Source organism: Rhodanobacter sp. FW106-PBR-R2A-1-15 (assembly GCF_058789735.1).
The window spans coordinates 36,826-52,420 of the sequence record NZ_JBYTEM010000017.1 but is presented as its reverse complement, the minus strand read 5'-3'; the positions used below and the strand labels follow the sequence as shown (position 1 = coordinate 52,420).

12 protein-coding genes are annotated in these 15,595 nt (G+C 68.3%); 5 read left to right on the top strand and 7 right to left on the bottom strand.

All coding sequences use genetic code 11. The annotated features are described in order from the left end of the window. Positions 1-103: 103 nt before the first annotated feature. Together AC3WTD_RS10460 and rapA are read left to right on the top strand one after the other, a co-directional pair. Positions 104-2,233, top strand: coding sequence for a M13 family metallopeptidase (locus AC3WTD_RS10460; protein WP_492613753.1), 2,130 nt, complete (start codon positions 104-106; stop codon positions 2,231-2,233). Positions 2,234-2,467: 234 nt separating this feature from the next. Further along, entirely contained in the window at positions 2,468-5,308 is a 2,841-nt protein-coding gene (gene rapA / locus AC3WTD_RS10455) for an RNA polymerase-associated protein RapA (RefSeq protein ID WP_492613752.1), read from the top strand. A gap of 51 nt (positions 5,309-5,359) precedes the next feature. On the opposite strand, the gene AC3WTD_RS10450 is transcribed toward rapA, so the two are convergent. The 5 genes from AC3WTD_RS10450 to AC3WTD_RS10430 form a co-directional block, all read right to left on the bottom strand. Further along, on the bottom strand, positions 5,360-6,715 hold the full coding sequence (locus AC3WTD_RS10450; protein ID WP_492613751.1) for an amino acid permease: 1,356 nt from the start codon (positions 6,713-6,715) through the stop codon (positions 5,360-5,362). A 25-nt stretch (positions 6,716-6,740) separates the two neighbouring features. Beyond that, on the bottom strand, positions 6,741-7,358 hold the full coding sequence (locus tag AC3WTD_RS10445) for a rhomboid family intramembrane serine protease (protein WP_492613750.1): 618 nt from the start codon (positions 7,356-7,358) through the stop codon (positions 6,741-6,743). 134 nt (positions 7,359-7,492) lie between these two features. After that, positions 7,493-8,173 (bottom strand): C40 family peptidase, encoded by a 681-nt coding sequence (locus AC3WTD_RS10440; RefSeq protein ID WP_492613749.1) that lies wholly within the window; start codon positions 8,171-8,173, stop codon positions 7,493-7,495. A 183-nt stretch (positions 8,174-8,356) separates the two neighbouring features. Next, positions 8,357-9,088 carry a YggS family pyridoxal phosphate-dependent enzyme gene (locus tag AC3WTD_RS10435; RefSeq protein ID WP_492613748.1) on the bottom strand — a complete coding sequence of 244 codons (732 nt, stop codon included), beginning with the start codon at positions 9,086-9,088 and terminating at the stop codon, positions 8,357-8,359. 168 nt (positions 9,089-9,256) lie between these two features. Continuing rightward, a complete protein-coding gene (locus tag AC3WTD_RS10430) occupies positions 9,257-10,681 on the bottom strand; it encodes a M20 family metallopeptidase (protein WP_492613747.1) in 1,425 nt (474 codons plus the stop codon). A gap of 204 nt (positions 10,682-10,885) precedes the next feature. On the opposite strand from AC3WTD_RS10430, the gene AC3WTD_RS10425 reads away from it, so the two are divergent. The 3 genes from AC3WTD_RS10425 (at position 10,886) to AC3WTD_RS10415 (ending at position 12,360) form a co-directional block, all read left to right on the top strand. Continuing rightward, complete coding sequence (locus AC3WTD_RS10425) at positions 10,886-11,239, top strand: ComEA family DNA-binding protein (protein ID WP_492613746.1); 354 nt, start codon at positions 10,886-10,888, stop codon at positions 11,237-11,239. Between the two features lie 102 nt (positions 11,240-11,341). Then, on the top strand, positions 11,342-11,815 hold the full coding sequence (locus AC3WTD_RS10420) for an SET domain-containing protein (RefSeq protein ID WP_492613745.1): 474 nt from the start codon (positions 11,342-11,344) through the stop codon (positions 11,813-11,815). A gap of 5 nt (positions 11,816-11,820) precedes the next feature. Continuing rightward, complete coding sequence (locus AC3WTD_RS10415; protein ID WP_027493575.1) at positions 11,821-12,360, top strand: GNAT family N-acetyltransferase; 540 nt, start codon at positions 11,821-11,823, stop codon at positions 12,358-12,360. A gap of 42 nt (positions 12,361-12,402) precedes the next feature. On the opposite strand, the gene AC3WTD_RS10410 is transcribed toward AC3WTD_RS10415, so the two are convergent. Together AC3WTD_RS10410 and AC3WTD_RS10405 are read right to left on the bottom strand one after the other, a co-directional pair. After that, the gene (locus tag AC3WTD_RS10410) at positions 12,403-13,323 is read right to left on the bottom strand and encodes a hypothetical protein (protein WP_492613744.1); all 921 of its coding nucleotides are present in this window, start codon (positions 13,321-13,323) and stop codon (positions 12,403-12,405) included. Next, positions 13,323-15,545 carry a M1 family metallopeptidase gene (locus AC3WTD_RS10405; protein ID WP_235642588.1) on the bottom strand — a complete coding sequence of 741 codons (2,223 nt, stop codon included), beginning with the start codon at positions 15,543-15,545 and terminating at the stop codon, positions 13,323-13,325. Before AC3WTD_RS10405 ends, AC3WTD_RS10410 begins: the two co-directional genes overlap by 1 nt. Positions 15,546-15,595: the final 50 nt, after the last annotated feature.

Sequence of the window (15,595 nt, the reverse complement as noted above, 5' to 3'; positions counted from 1 at the left end):
CACCCATGACGTTTGACCTAGCGTGAGCGGCCATGCCCGCGTCCCCGGGGGGGGCCGACGGCGCGACCAGACGACACCACTCATCACCTACAGAGGGATATCCATGACCAAGCAGTATCTGAAGCCGCTGGCGTTGACGCTGGCCGTAAGCGCGGTCCTGTCGCTGAGCGCTTGCGGCAAGCAGGAGCCGGCGGGCAAGGCGCCGGCGCCGGCCAGCACCGCCCCGGCCACCGCCGTCACCACCGCTGCCGCCGACCTCGGCAAGAGCATCTTCGACGTCAGCGAACTCGGCGACAGTGCGCAGGCGTGCCAGGACTTCAACGGCTTCGTCAACGCCAAGTGGGTTGCCGCCAACCCGATCCCGGCCGACCGCACCCGCTGGGGCGCGTTCGACCAGCTGGCCGAGTCCAGCCTGAACACCCAGCACGCCATCGTCGAGAAGGCTGCCAAGGATGCCGCCACGGCCCAGGCCGGCTCGATCGAGCAGAAGATCGGCTACCTGTTCCAGTCCGGCATGGACGAGGCGGCGATCGAGAAAGCCGGCTTCGACCCGATCAAGCCCAAGCTCGACGCAATCGCCGGTCTGAAGAACGGCGCCGACGTGGCCAGCTACATCACCAAGAGCTACGTCGAGGGTGACGGCCTGGTGTTCCACTTCGAGTCCGACCCCGACTTCCAGCACGCCGACATGCAGATCGCCTATGCGTTCGAGGACGGCCTGGGTCTGCCGACCAAGGACTACTACAGCGACGCCAAGTACAAGGACATCCGCGACGCCTACGTCGCCTACATCGCCAAGGCGCTGGAGCTGACCGGCGTGGCCGAAGCCGACGCGAAGAAGCAGGCCGACGACGTGCTGGCGTTCGAAACCCGGCTGGCCGCCGCCTCGCTGTCGCCGGTCGAGGCGCGCAAGCCGGAGAATCAGTACCACTTCGTCAGCCTCAAGGACGCCGACAAGGCCACCCCGCATTTCAGCTGGGACAAGTTCTTCGCCGCCCAGGGCGTGACCATCGACAAGGGTTTCTCGCTGTCGCAGCCGAAGTTCTTCGCCGAGTTCGACCAGCAACTGGCCAAGGCGCCGATCGCCCAGTGGCAGGCCTACCTGCGCTTCCACACCATCGACGACGCCTCGCCGTACCTGAGCAAGAATTTCCAGGACAACAAGTTCGCGTTCTACGGCAAGACCCTGTCCGGCCAGCCGGAACAGAAGGCGCGCTGGAAGCGCGTGCTCGGCACCGTCAACGGCTCGATGGGCCAGGCCTTGGGCCAGCTCTACGTGGCCGAGGTGTTCAAGCCCGAGGCCAAGGCCCGTGCGCAGGAACTGGTCGACAACGTGCGCAATGCGCTGAAGACGCGCATCGAGAACCTCGACTGGATGAGCGCCGAGACCAAGGCCAAGGCGATCGCCAAGTGGAATACCTTCCTGCCGAAGATCGGCTACCCGGACAAGTGGCGCGACTGGTCCGGCCTGAACATCACCAGCGACAATTACTACGCCAACGTGCAGGCGGCAGTGAAGTTCAACTACGACTACGACATCGCCAAGATCGGCAAGCCGACCGACCGCGAGGAATGGGGCATGACCCCGCAGACGGTCAACGCCTACTACAAACCGAGCGACAACACGATCAACTTCCCGGCCGCGATCCTGCAGCCGCCGTTCTTCAATGCCAACGCCGACGACGGCATCAACTACGGCGGCATCGGCGCGGTGATCGGCCACGAGGCCAGCCACGGCTTCGACGACGAGGGCAGCCAGTTCGACGGCGCCGGCAACAACGTCAACTGGTGGACCAAGGACGACCGCGCCAAGTTCGATGCGCGCACCGACAAGCTGGTCGCCCAGTTCGATGCCTATACGCCGATCAAGGACCAGCCGGACCTGCACGTCAACGGCAAGCTGACCCTGGGCGAGAACATCGGCGACCTCGGCGGCCTGAACGCGGCCTACGACGCGCTGCAGGCCGCGCTGAAGAAGAACCCCGACGAAGCCGGCAAGAAGATCGACGGCTACACCCAGGATCAGCGCTTCTTCCTGAACTGGGCGCGGGTGTGGCGTGGTTCCATCCGTGAGAAGCAGGCGGTGCTGCAACTCAACGTCGACCCGCACGCCCCGGCCTCGCTGCGCGCCATCGGTGCGCCGTCGAACATGCCGACCTTCGCCAGCGCGTTCCAGTGCAAGCCGGGCGACGCGATGGTGCGGGCGGACGACAAGCAGGTGAAGATCTGGTGAGTCTGCGGCCGCCACGGCATCTGCCGTGGCGGCCAGCTTGCCAGCCCGGAAACGCCGCGCTTCTGCGCGGCGTTTTTGTTTCCGTCGCCCGCGCACGCCGGGGTCAGACCGCACCGATGCCGGCGGCCGGCCGCCGCACGCTGCCCCGAAACCGTACGCGGCCGCGCCGCGGCGGTTCCCAGCACGGGCCGTGGAGCGGATAATCGTCGGCCCTTGATACCGCACGGTCGCCCCATGTTCGTCCCTGGTCAACGCTGGATCTCCTCCGCCGAACCCGAGCTTGGCCTCGGCACCGTGCTGCGCGTCGAGGGACGCGGCGTGCAGGTGCTGTTCGCCAAGGCCGGGGTGCTGCGCCCGTATGCGGTCGATTCAGCGCCGCTGCTGCGCGCCGAGTTCCGCGCCGGCCAGCGCGTCGCCGGCAAGGGCATCGCATTCCTGGTCGAGCGCGTCGAGATCAAGGACGACCTGCTGATCTACCGCGGCGAAGGCCGCGAGCTGCACGAGGGCCAGCTCGACGACGAGCAGAGCGTGAGCCAGGCCGACGACCGCCTGGTCGGCGGTCGCACCGATGCCGTGGCGCAGTTCGAGCTGCGCCTGGAAGGCCTGCAACGGCGTGCCGAGGCACGCCGTTCGCCGATGTGGGGCCTGGGCGCCGCGCGCATCGGGCTGGTGCCGCACCAGCTGCGCGTGGCGGGCATCGCTTCGGCGCGCCGACCGCCGCGCGTGCTGCTGGCCGACGAGGTGGGCCTGGGCAAGACCATCGAGGCCGGCATGATCATCGCGCGCCAGCTCGCCACCGGCCGCGCCTCGCGCGTGCTGCTGCTGTTGCCCGACACCCTGGTCTACCAGTGGTTCGTGGAGATGTTGCGCCGCTTCAACCTGAGCTTCGCGATCTACGACGAAGAACGCTGCGAGGCGCTGGAACAATCCGGCGACGCCGGCAACCCGTTCGAGGACGAGCAACTGGTGATCGCCGACTTCGGCTTCCTGGAAAGCTCGCCGAAGTACGCGCGGCAATTGCTCGACGCGCCGTGGGATCTGCTGGTGGTGGACGAGGCGCACCACCTGGCGTGGTCGCCGGAAGCGGCCAGCCCGCGCTACACGATGGTGGAGCAACTGGCCGCGGCGATCCCCGGCGTGATCCTGCTCACCGCCACCCCGGAACAGCTCGGCCGCAGCGGCCACTTCGCCCGCCTGCGCCTGCTCGACCCGCAGCGCTACGGCAACCTGGAAAGCTACCTGGCCGAGGCCGACCGCTACCTGGCGCTGTCGAAGATCGCCGACCGCCTGCTCGATGGCCAACCGCTCGACGACGCGCAACGCGCTGCGCTAGCCGAGGCCTTCCACGGCGACGCCGTGCTCACCGCGCGGCTGGCCGAACCGACTCGGCCGGACAACGCGCGCGAGCTGCTGGCCGCGCTGATCGACCGCCACGGCACCGGCCGCGCGATGTTCCGCAACAACCGCGCCGGCGTCGGCGGCTTCCCGCAGCGCCGGCCTGAATGGCATCTGCTGCCGGCCAATGCGGTCGACGACAGCACGCGCCAGGCGCTGCTGGCCGAGTTCCACGCCGACATCCAGCAGCCGCCGGCGCTGATCGAGGTGGACTACGCCGCCGACCCGCGCATCGACGCCCTGGTCGCCCTGCTCGACGCGCATCCGCAGGACAAGTTCCTGCTGATCTGCCGCAGCCAGGCCAAGGTGCTGGCGCTGGAGGAAGCGCTGCGCACGAAGAGCGGCGCCGGCGTGGCGCGTTTCCACGAAGGCCTCAGCATCGTGCAGCGCGACCGCAACGCCGCGTACTTTGCCCAGCCCGACGGCGCGCGATTGCTGCTGTGCTCGGAGATCGGCTCGGAGGGGCGCAACTTCCAGTTCGCGCACCGGCTGGTGTTGTGGGACCTGCCGCTGGACCCCGACCTGCTGGAACAGCGCATCGGCCGGCTCGACCGCATCGGCCAGAAGCACGACATCGACATCCACATCCTCGCCGTGGCCGACAGCGCCCAGCACGTGCTGGCGCGCTGGTACGACGAGGGCATCGACGCGTTCCGCCTCAGTCCGGCCGACGGCCGCGAGCTGCTGCGCCGCTACGGCGAGCCGCTGACCCGGCTGGCCGACGAGCACGCCCGCGGCGACGACAACCGCGACCAGGAACTGGACGCGCTGCTGGCCGAGACCCGCGCCAGCCACGAGCAGCTGGCCGTGCTGATCCGCGGCGGCCGCGACCACCTACTGGAGCTGGCCGCCAGCCGCGACCTGCACGCCGACGAGCTGCAGCAGGCGTTCGCCCGCGAGGACCGCGACTCCACCCGCGACGCCTTCGTGCAACGCCTGCTGGAGGCGTTCGGCATCCATGCCGAGGAACTCGGCGGCCAGGTGCTGCTGCTCGACCCGCAGTACCTGTCCACCGATGCCCTGCCCGGCTTCGCCGAAGGCCCGCAGTCGGTGACCTTCGCGCGCGCGGTGGCGCTGGCGCGCGAGGACCTGCCGCTGCTGCGGTTGGATCATCCGCTCGTCGCCGGCGCGCTGGACCTGGCGCTGTCCGGCGAACAGGGCAACGCCGCGTTCATGGTCGACGACGTGCTGCCACCACGCACCGCGCTGCTGCAAGCGGTGTTCCTGCTCGAATGCGTCGCCGACCGGAAACTCGACGCCGAACGCTTCCTGCCGGTGCTGCCGATCGCCGTCACCGTCGACACCCGGCTGGCCGAGCGCGCCGACTTCGCGCCGAGCGAAATCGCCCTGCGCAAGGCCGGCGATCGCAACATCGAGGTGGCGCGCTACCGCAAATTCCTCGGCAAGCTGGTGCCGCCGATGCTGGAACGCGCCGAGGCGCTGGCCGGCGCACGCGGGCAGGCGCGCATCGACGAGGCGGCAGGCCTGGCCACCACGGCGCTGGATGCGGAGTTGTCGCGGCTGCGCGCGCTGCGCGCGGTGAACCGATCGGTAGGCGAGGCGGAGATCGCCGCCGTCGCCGCCGAGCGCACCTCCCTGCTGGCCGCGCTGCCGCAGTCGCGGCTGCGGCTGGACGCGGTGCGCTTCGTGGTCAGCGCGGACTTCCTGGCGCTGCGCTGAGGCCCGGCTTGCCCGCGTGCGGGGAAGCCCCGCGGCGACGTTCCGCCCGACTCAGGCCTGCGCCACGCGCATGCGCCGCTCGATACCGAAGCCGTAATAGGCCACGGTGAGCAGCGCCAGCCACGCCACGCCCACGTAGATCGCCACGCGGGTGTCGGGGCTCCAGCCCAGCATCACCCACACGAACAGCAGGAAGGCCAGGCACAGCACGCTGGACAGCGGCCACAAGCGCAGGCGGAAGCCGAGCGGCTGCGCCTGCCGGCGGCGGAAGTTCCAGTGCGCCACCAGCACCATGCCCCAGGTCCACACCGTATTGAAGGCGAGGATCGACATCATCATGCCGAAGATGCGCCCCGGCACCAGGTAGTTCATCAGCACGCCGAACAGCAGGAAGGCCATGGTCACCAGCACCCCGCGCATCGGCACGCCGTGCCCGCTCAGGCGACCCATCGCCGCTGGCGCCTGACCCTTGTCGGCGAGGCTGTGCAGCATGCGGCTGCCGCTGAAGGTGGTGGAGTTGAAGCTGGACAGCGCCGCGGTGATCACCACGAAGTTGATCAGCCCCGCCGCACTGGGGATGCCCAGCCGCGCGAAGGTGGTGACGAACGGGCTGCTGTTGGCGTCCAGCGCGTTCCACGGGTAGATCGCCATGATCACGAACAGCGAACCGATGTAGAAGATCAGGATGCGCCAGATCACCGAGTTCACTGCGCGCGGAATGGTGCGCTCCGGCTGCGCGGCTTCCGCCGCCGCCATGCCGATGGTCTCGATGCCGCCGAAGGAGAACACCAGCACCGGCAGCGCCAGCACCATGCCGGTGAGGCCGTTGGGGAACCAGCCGCCGTGCGTCCACAGGTTGCTGAGGCCGATCGGCTTGCCGCCATTGCCCCAGCCCAGCCAGATCATCGCGCACCCGCCGGCGATCATCGCCACCACGGTGAGCACCTTGATCAGCGAGAACCAAAACTCCAGTTCGCCGTAGATTTTCACTGCCAAGAGGTTCAGCCCGCCGATCATCGCCACGCTGGCGAACGCCCAGATCCACTGCGGCGTGTCGGGGAACCAGGTCTTCATGTAGATGCCCACCGCCGTGCTCTCGGCGATGCCCACGCCCATCATCAGGATCCAGTAGTTCCAGCCGGTGATGTAGCCAGCCAGCGGCCCCACGTACTTGTGCGCATAGGTGCTGAAGGAACCGGCGATGGGTTCGTGCGCGGCCATTTCGCCCAGCGCGCGCATGATGATGAAGATCATCGTGCCGCCGAACGCGTAGGCGATGAGCACCGAGGGCCCGGCGAGCTTGATCGTGCTGGCCGAACCGAGGAACAGCCCGGCGCCGATGCACATGCCCAGCGCCATGAAGGTGATGTGTCGCGGGGTCAGCTGGCGCTGCAGGGCTGGGCTCATGAAGGGTTCAGCGGCGTGGAAACGTTCAGCGTAGCAGACGCCGACGCGGCTTCCACGGCAGCCGGCCGCGCCAGTACTGGATCAGCACCAGTCCGCCGAGCATGCCGCCCAGATGGGCGAAATGGGCCACGCCCGGCTCGATCCCGGTCACGCCCATGGTCAGCTCGGCGGCGGCGTAGAGGATCACGAACAGCCACGCCGATATCGGGATCGGCAGGAAGATCAGCATCACCTTTTCGTGCGGGTAGAGCATGCCGAACGCCAGCAGCAGGCCGAAGATCGCGCCGGACGCGCCCAGCGTGGGGCCGTACTGCGCCGGCGGGAAGAACCACAGCACCGCCAGCTGCAGCAGCGAGGCGACGATCGCGCAGGTGAAGTAGTAGATGGTGAACTCGCGCGCGCCGAAGGTGCGCTCGATGGTGCCGCCGAACATGTACAGCGCGAGCATGTTGAACGCGATGTGGGTGATGCCGCCATGCATGAACGCGCTGGTGACGATCTGCCAGACTGCGAACAGGCCGGAGCCGAGCGGCCACAGCGCAAAATGCAGCAGCAGGAACTGGCCCGCCACGTATTGCAGGAAAAACACCGTCACATTGGCAATCAGCAGGTTGCGGGTGACGGGCGGCAGGTCGACAGGCATCGGGCGGTTTCCGTGGAATCAGGGCGCAGCATAGCTGCCCGCCAGCTGACCGCGGCCGGCGGCGATCGTTCAGCCATGGCAGCAGCAAAAAGCCGCCTTGCGGCGGCTCGGCGAAGCACTGGCGACGACCGGCATCAACCCTTGGCAGCCACCTGCGCCATCGCTTCCGGACGCTTGGCGCCGGCGAAGCGCTTGGCCCAATAGCCCTCGTTGAGGCTGGAGATCTCCACCGACTTGCCACTGGCCGGCGAATGGATGAAGCGGCCGTTCGAGATGTAGATGCCCACGTGCGAAATGTGCCGCTTGCCATGGGTACGGAAGAACACCAGGTCGCCCGGCTGCATGTCGGCGCGGTTGACCTTCAGGCCGGCCAGGAACTGCGACGCGGAGTTGTGCGGCAGCTGCATGCCGACCGCGTGGGCGAACACGTAGCGGACAAAGCCGCTGCAATCGAAGCCGGTGGAGGGGTCGCGGCCGCCGCGCACGTAGCGCGTGTCGCGCAGTTTCATCGCCATCGCGATCAGCGACTTGCGCAGGTCGGTGATGTCCGCCGTGGCAGCGTCCTGCTCATCCGCGGCAGCATCGGCAAGCGGCTGCGCCGGCGCCAGCATCGAGGCGGCATCCGGGACCACCGACCGCGCCAGCGCAGTCGTCGGGTCGAGGACTGGCAGTTGGACCAGCAGGGGTGAATCGAAGCGACCGGCCGGCGTGCTGCCGGTGGCGGGTGAAGCGGGGAGGCTCTTGGCTTGAAGCGGGCCGGATGCCAGAAGCACGAAGACGAGCGAGGCGGCGGCGGTCAGTGGCTTGATGGGCATGCCGGAAAAAATCCCTTGCTGTTCACAAGATTGGCCGCCCAGCAGAAGCCGACGACGTAACGAAGTGGTGAACTTAACAAGAAGAGGGTGCCCAGATGTTGGATCGAGGTTAACTGAACCCTGTCGTTTCAAAAAGCGGCGACCCTGCGCACATTTCATCCAGCTCATTGATCCAGCTTCATTTTACGTGTTACCTGCCGGCTCCGGCCAGTAATACGAGTCCGGATACGGCCGGTTGCCGAAGATCGCCGTGCCGATCCGCAGCTCGGTTGCGCCCTCGACCACGGCGAGCGGGAAATCGCCGCTCATGCCCATGGAAAGCCGGGGGATGTCATGGCCCTGCGCGATGGCCTGGTCGCGCAGTTCGCGCAGCCGGCGGAAGCAGCCACGCACCTCGACCGCTTCGTTCGAGTGGATCGCCAGGGTCATCAGGCCGCGCACGCGCAGGGTGTCGTAGCCGCGCAGGGTGTCCAGGAAGACCGGCAGCTGCTCAGGCGGCAGCCCGTACTTGCTGGGCTCGGAGGAGGTCTTCACCTGCACCAGCACGTCGATCGCGCGGCCCTCGTGCTGCAGCCGCCGGTCCAGCGCCTCGGCCAGTTCCAGCCGGTCCAGCGACTGCACTTCGCTGGCCAGCCGCGCCACGTCTTTCGCCTTGTTGCTCTGCAGGTGACCGATCATCACCCAGTCGATGCCGCAGTCCGCCAGCAGTGGCGCCTTGTCGCGGATCTCCTGCACCTTGTTCTCGCCGAAGCGGCGCATGCCCAGCGCCACCGCGGCGCGGATCAGCTCCGGGCCGAAAGTCTTGCTGACCGGCAGGATGGTCACCTCGGCAGGGTCGCGGCCGGCCCCGCGGCAAGCCTCGTCCACCCGGCGGCGGATGTCGGACCAGTTGGCGGCAAGGTGGGATGCGTCCATGTGAAAAGCCTCTGGCGGTCGCCTCCTCTACCCTTCGGGGAGAGGATTGAGGTGAGGGGCGGGTACTCGCAGAAAAATCGGCACCGAAGCACAGCGTCTTTGACAACGCGCCGCAAGACCAGCCCCTCATCCGGGCCCTCTCCCCGCAGGAGAGAGGGAGCAAAACGTTCAGCTCTTGGCGCCCTGCTCGAAGTGCTTCGCCACCACCTCGGCCACCACCATGCTGACCTTCTTGCCGGTGGGGATGTGCAGGAACTCGTTCGGGCCGTGCGCGTTGGAATGCGGGCCGAGCACGCCGGTGATCAGGAACTGCGCCTTGGGGAACTTCTCGCCCAGCATGCCCATGAACGGGATACTGCCGCCCTCGCCCATATAGGTGGCCGGCGCGCCGAAATGGTTCTGCGAGGCATCGCTGACCGCCTGCTCCAGCCACGGCGACAGCGCCGGCGCGTTCCAGCCCGAGCCGTCCTTTTCCAGCGTGAAGCTGACCTTGGCGCCGTACGGCGGGTCCTTCTCCAGCAGCTGCTTGACGAACTCGCCGGCCTTGGCACCGTCCAGCGTAGGCGGCACGCGCAGGCTCAGCTTCACCGCGGTGAACGGGCGCAGCACGTTGCCCGCGCTTTCCAGCGGCGGGATGCCGCCGATGCCGGTGACCGCCAGCTGCGGGCGCCAGGTGCGGTTGAGCACCAGCTCGGCCAGGTCCTTGGTGACCGGCTGCATGCCTTCGGTCCAGGGGAACTTGCTGTAGATGTCCTCGCCCAGCACTTCGGCCGAGAGTTTGGCCTGGTCGATACGCTGCTGCGGGATGTCGACGTACAGCTCCTTCGGCTTGATCGTGCCGGTGGTCGGATCTTCCAGCCGCGTCAGCAGCTCGCGCAGGACGCGGAAGCTCGACGGCACCACGCCGGAGGCGTCGCCCGAGTGCACGCCCTCTTCCAGCACCTGCACGCTGAGGTTGCCGCCGGTCATGCCGCGCAAGGACGTGGTCAGCCACAGCTGGTCGTAGTTGCCACAGCCGGAATCCAGGCACACCACCAGCGACGGGCTGCCGATGCGCGCGGCCAGGTGGTCGACGTAGAACGGCAGGTCGTAGCTGCCCGATTCCTCGCAGGCCTCGATCATCACCACGCAGCGCGCATGCGGAATGCCCTGCTCGTGCAGCGCCAGCAAGGCCGCCAGCGAGCCGAAGATCGCGTAGCCGTCGTCGGCGCCGCCGCGGCCGTACAGCTTGTCGCCCTTGAGCACCGGCGTCCACGGGCCGAGGCCTTCGGTCCAGCCGGTCATCTCCGGCTGCTTGTCCAAGTGACCGTACAGCATCACGGTGTCGTCGCCGGTGCCCGGCACCTCGATATAGATGAGTGGCGTGCGCCCTTCCAGCCGCACCACTTCCAGCGTGGCGCCCGGCAGCTGGCTCAGCTTGGAGCGCGCCCAGTTTTCCATCAGCCTCACTGCCGCGTCCATGTAGCCGTGCGCCACCCAGTCCTGGTCGAACATCGGCGACTTGTTGGGAATACGGATGTATTCGACCAGCTGCGGCACGATCTCGTCGTCCCACAGGCCGCTGACGTAGCGGGAAAGGCGGGCAGTATCCATGGCTCACTCCATCAGGCAGACAAGAGCGGCATTGTAACAGCGCGCTTCCGGCATACCGACACGGAAGCGGAAGCCGCCCACAGCCGAAAGCGCCCACTGCGCACGCCAACCCTGCAGCGGCCCCCACTGCGCCGCCTCGCGTCGCGGCGCGATAGTGCGCCGGCGGCCGCGGATGCCGCACTCATCGTCCAAGGAGAAAAGGCCATGTTCAACAAACTCGTCGCTGCCGCTCTCGCGTTCGCTCTCGCCGTGCCCGGGCTGCTGCTGGCCGCCACGCCGGTCAACATCAACCAGGCCGATGCGGCGGCCATCGCCAAGTCGCTGGACGGCATCGGTCTGGCCAAGGCCGAGGCCATCGTGGCCTGGCGCGAAGCCCACGGCCCATTCAAGAAGGCCGACGACCTAAAGCACGTCAAGGGCATCGGCAACGCCACCATCGAGCGCAACCGCGCCGCCATCCTGCTCGCCGACGATGGCTCCGCCGCCCCTGCCACCGCCGCCAAGAAAGCGCACCGGAGCAAGAAGGCCGCCATGACCGAGGCCACCGCCGAGGAATAGGCCGCGACCAAGATTCCCGCCAACCGGGAACCGGTGGCGCGGCCCACGGCGGGCCGCGCCGCTTGCGTTACACTCGCGCGCCCCTTCCGCCGCCGTGCCGCCATGATCCTGCCGCGCTACCACATCGCCGCTTCCGCCATCCACGGCGCGGGCAACGGCCTGTTCCTCGACGAAGCCGTGGCGGCGGGACGCATCATCACCGCGCCAGACGGCATCGAGCAGACCTTCCGCTACGCCGACATCATGGCCTCGCCGCCGCTGCGCGCGCAGTTCCATGCCAGCGCGCGCTGGTTCGAGGACCGCTACACGCTGTCGCCGGACTGGCCGGACGAGTGCTACATCAACCACAGCTTCACGCCGAACGGGCTGTGGCACCTGGGTTTCGTGTTCGGGCTGGCCGATCTGCCCGCCGGCAGCGAGATCACCGTGGACTACCGCCACCTGCTGCCGCCTGGCCAGGCCGAGGATTTTGTCGATGCGGTCACCGGTGAGACAATCACCGGGTTGACCTGGCAGCAGAGCCTCGCCGACAGCACCCGTGTCCTGGCTGAACTGCTGGCCGCCGCCCACCGCTGATCGTGATGTTCGACATTCCCACCATTGAAACGGCGCGCCTGCGCCTCACCGCGCTCACCGAGCGGCACTTCGACGACTACGCCGCGATGCTGGCCGACCCGGACAGCACGCGCTGGATCGGCGATGGCGAGCCGCTGGACCGCACCAACGCCTGGCGCTCGCTGGCCATGCTGCTGGGCCACTGGCAGTTGCGCGGCTTCGGCATGTGGGCGCTGGAACTGAAGTCCACCGGCGAATTCATCGGCCGCGCCGGCCTGATGTACCCCGACGGCTGGCCCGACCTGGAAATGGGCTGGATGCTCAAGCCCGGGCACCGCCACCACGGCTACGCCACCGAGGCGGGCAACGCCGTGCTCGACTTCGCCTGGAACCAGTTGCACGCCCAGCGCGTGATCAGCCTGGTGCGGGTCGGCAACGAAGCCTCCGACCGGGTCGCTGCGCGACTCGGCGGCGAACACATCGAGGACATGGACTTCTACGGCAGCCACAGCCACGTGTTCGCCTACTACCCGCCGCACCGCGAGCACCGCCGCGCCTACGGCTGAACCGCCGCCCGCCAGCGTGCGCCGGCCGGACGACGAAGAACCCTACAGCGCCTTCGGCAGACCGCCGCCACGCCGCGACGACGACAGCGAACGCGCCACCTCGGCCAGCGCGTACACCCGGGCCATGCGCACCCAGCCCAGCACCAGCACCACCAGTTGCGTCAGCAACATGGCCAGCAGCAGGCCGCTGGTGCCGAGCGCCGGGGTGTGCAGGCGGCCCACGCCGAGCGCCAATGCCAGCGCATAGCCGATCACGCTGATCAGCACGTAGCTGAGCAGCGTGCTGAATGGCCGGCGCAGCAGCTGCATGAAGCCTCGACCAAAGGCGCGGGTGGCTGAGCGCAGGTTGCCGTCCGCGATGAACGCGGCGCGTCCCGACTCCACCATGGCCTGCGCCAGCACGAACAGCACGCCGGCAACCAACAGCGCCAGGTGCGATGCGCGGTCGGCCTGCGCTTGCAGCACCGCCTTGCCGCCGACGCCATCGGCCATGTGCAACGCAACGCCGATCAGCCCGCCCATCACCGCATACGGCACGACCGACCACAGCATCAGGCGGAACATGCGGCCGTACTCGACGATGCCGCACTGGAGCAGATGACCGAAGCCCAGCGTACGACGGGCGCGCCCGCCGCCGACCAGCATGCCGTTGAGGAACGGCGACAGCAGCAGGGTCAGCAGCAGGCCGAGGATCGCCACGCCGCCAAGCCAGCCGCTGTCGTTCCTGAGCACCGACACGGTGTCGCCAAACATCAGCGGACTGAACTGCACGGCCCAGGCCGGCGCCTGCACCGAATGGTCGAGCAGCCCGCTCAGGCTGCGCCACAACGGCAGGCTGACCACCGCGGTCGGCAGCAGCAGCAACAGTGTCCACAGCAGCAGCAGGCGCCACTGCATGGCGATCAGCGGCGCACGCATCACGGCGCCAAGATCGACCCGACGGGAAGCATGTTTGCCCATCATCACAGCGACCCCATCAAGGCGTAAAAGACCTGCAGCAAGGACGCGGCATCGGCGCTCCAGCGGCGCGAGGCGCTGCCATCGGCCATGGTCGTACGGCTGTCGTTGAGCTTGTTCGTATCCAGCAGGATCTTCTGCTCGGGATCGAGCGCGGCCGAGACCGCCTTGGCCGGCCGGGTGAAATCGAAGCGGGCCCAGCGGCGGCCGTCGTTCCAGCGCACGTCCTCATGGCTGCCGTCGGCGAACTTCACCCGCAACAGCTGCGGCACCGGCGCGCCGTCGCGGCGCACGGTGATGGTGCTGTGCCACGGGAACGGCCCGCTGCCCGGCTTCGCGTCCGGATGGGCATGGTCCCAATCCTTGCGCTGCTTGTCGGCCTGTTTATCCAGGGCGTCGCCGTCGAGCTCGCTGCGCTTGCCGTCCTTCAGCGTGCTGCCGGCCAGCGGCAGCACTTCGGCGGTGTCGATGCTGGCCACCCGATCGTCGATCTGCGCCGTGCCGTAGACGTACTGGTCGAAGATCGCATCGACCGCCTGCGGCTTGCCGGAGACCTCGGCCAGGGTGGCGCGCAAGTCGGCCACCGACGGATGGCGGAAGCGCCAGCGCCGGTAATACTCGTGCATCGCGCGCTCCAGCACCGGCTTGCCCAGGCGCTCCTCCAGATCGTGCATGGCGGTGGCGGTGCGTGCGTAGACCGTACCGTAACTGCTGCTGGACAGGCGGTTCCACGCATTCGCGCCCAGCGGATCGGGCGGCTGGCGCAGGCCGGCGATCATGCGCTCTAAGACGAACGGCGGAATCGTCGGCGCGATGCCGAGACGTTTCGTCCAGCCGCTGGCCGCCACGATGTCCTGGCCGCGCGCGCGCAGCATGCGGTCGTCCCAGTATTCGTTCATGCCCTCGTCGAGCATCGGCTCCTCGAACTCGTTCGAGGCCAGGATGCCGTAGAAGTAGCCGTGGCCGAACTCGTGGATGGTGACGAAGTCGAGCGCGTACTGGGTGAGCGTGCCCGGCTCGACCTTGGCGTAGCCGTCGGCGGTGAAGAAGGTCGGGTATTCCATGCCGCCCGCCTCCGACGCGTTGTACGGCGGCACCACCGCCGTCACCGTCTGGTACGGGTAGGCGCCCAGCGAGTTCGAGAAGTAGGTCAGCGAATCGGTGGTGGCCTTGAGCACCGGCGCGGCGCTGGCGGCGTATTCCTCGGGATAGATCACCCGCACGTCGACCTTCGGGCTGCCCGGCCCCTGCCACGTGCCGTCCAGCGTCTTGTAGCCCTTGGCGGCGACCCAGGCGAAATCGTGCACGTCGCCCTGCACGTAGTGGTAGGTGCTCTTGCCGTTCGCCGTCTCGGGCGGCCCCTGCCGCTTGCCGACCGCACCCACGGTGTAGTCACTGGGCACGGTGAGGCGCACGTCGTACAGACCGAAGTCGGCGTAGAACTCGCTGTTGAAGTGGAACTCGTGCACGTTCCAGCGTGGCGCGCTGGCGCCGCGCTCGCCGGCCAGCTCCAGCACGCCGATCTTCGGGAACCACTGCGCCACCAAGTTGAAGTCGCCCCACCAGCCGGTGCGCTCGACCACCCGCGGCAACTGACTGAGGAAGTCGATGTCCAGGGTCAGCGTGCCGCCGGCCGGCACCGGCTCGGCCAGGTCGATCCGCGCCACGGTCTGGTCGCTGGCCGGACCGCCGTCGGGCTGCACGAAGCGCCACTTCAGCGCGGCGTCGCCCTGCTTCACCTGTTTCAGCTCGATCCAGCCCCACTCGCCCTTCTTCAGCACTGCCGCGCCGCGCGAACTGCCGTGCGCGGTCAGCACCTTGCGTTCGGTGAACCAGGTGCTGCCTTCGTTCTGGAACGCGTTGAGGTACAGGTGAAAGTAGACCTTGCTCAGCGGGCGGTCGCTGCGGTTGCGCCAGGTCATGTGCTGCTGGCCGCTTACCGTGTGCTTCGCCGCGTCAAGCGTGGCGTCGATGCGATAGCTCACCACGCGGTCGGACAGCATCGGCTCGTTGCCGCTGCGCTCGCCGCCCCAGGCGTTCGCGGCGCTGGGCACACTGACCGCGGCGGCATCGGCGGCTGCGAAGGGAATGTCGGGAAGCGCCACGCTGACCGCCCTGGCCGGCGCCGCGGTCGATGCCGCCGGAGCAACCTGCTGCGCCATCGCCAGCCACGGCCACAACGCGGCCACGGCGCACAGGCGCCCCCATTTGCGTACGCTTCGCCGCATTCCGTCACCCCCCTGGGCAATCCCCGCAGAGTGCACCCAAGCAGCCAGGT

Excerpts from the sequence above, each read along its gene's own strand:
- AC3WTD_RS10460 (WP_492613753.1), top strand. The coding sequence starts at position 104 with ATGACCAAGCAGTATCTGAAGCCGCTGGCGTTGACGCTGGCCGTAAGC.
- rapA (WP_492613752.1), top strand. The coding sequence starts at position 2,468 with ATGTTCGTCCCTGGTCAACGCTGGATCTCCTCCGCCGAACCCGAGCTT.
- AC3WTD_RS10450 (WP_492613751.1), bottom strand. The coding sequence starts at position 6,715 with ATGAGCCCAGCCCTGCAGCGCCAGCTGACCCCGCGACACATCACCTTC.
- AC3WTD_RS10445 (WP_492613750.1), bottom strand. The coding sequence starts at position 7,358 with ATGCCTGTCGACCTGCCGCCCGTCACCCGCAACCTGCTGATTGCCAAT.
- AC3WTD_RS10440 (WP_492613749.1), bottom strand. The coding sequence starts at position 8,173 with ATGCCCATCAAGCCACTGACCGCCGCCGCCTCGCTCGTCTTCGTGCTT.
- AC3WTD_RS10435 (WP_492613748.1), bottom strand. The coding sequence starts at position 9,088 with ATGGACGCATCCCACCTTGCCGCCAACTGGTCCGACATCCGCCGCCGG.
- AC3WTD_RS10430 (WP_492613747.1), bottom strand. The coding sequence starts at position 10,681 with ATGGATACTGCCCGCCTTTCCCGCTACGTCAGCGGCCTGTGGGACGAC.
- AC3WTD_RS10425 (WP_492613746.1), top strand. The coding sequence starts at position 10,886 with ATGTTCAACAAACTCGTCGCTGCCGCTCTCGCGTTCGCTCTCGCCGTG.
- AC3WTD_RS10420 (WP_492613745.1), top strand. The coding sequence starts at position 11,342 with ATGATCCTGCCGCGCTACCACATCGCCGCTTCCGCCATCCACGGCGCG.
- AC3WTD_RS10415 (WP_027493575.1), top strand. The coding sequence starts at position 11,821 with ATGTTCGACATTCCCACCATTGAAACGGCGCGCCTGCGCCTCACCGCG.
- AC3WTD_RS10410 (WP_492613744.1), bottom strand. The coding sequence starts at position 13,323 with ATGATGGGCAAACATGCTTCCCGTCGGGTCGATCTTGGCGCCGTGATG.
- AC3WTD_RS10405 (WP_235642588.1), bottom strand. The coding sequence starts at position 15,545 with ATGCGGCGAAGCGTACGCAAATGGGGGCGCCTGTGCGCCGTGGCCGCG.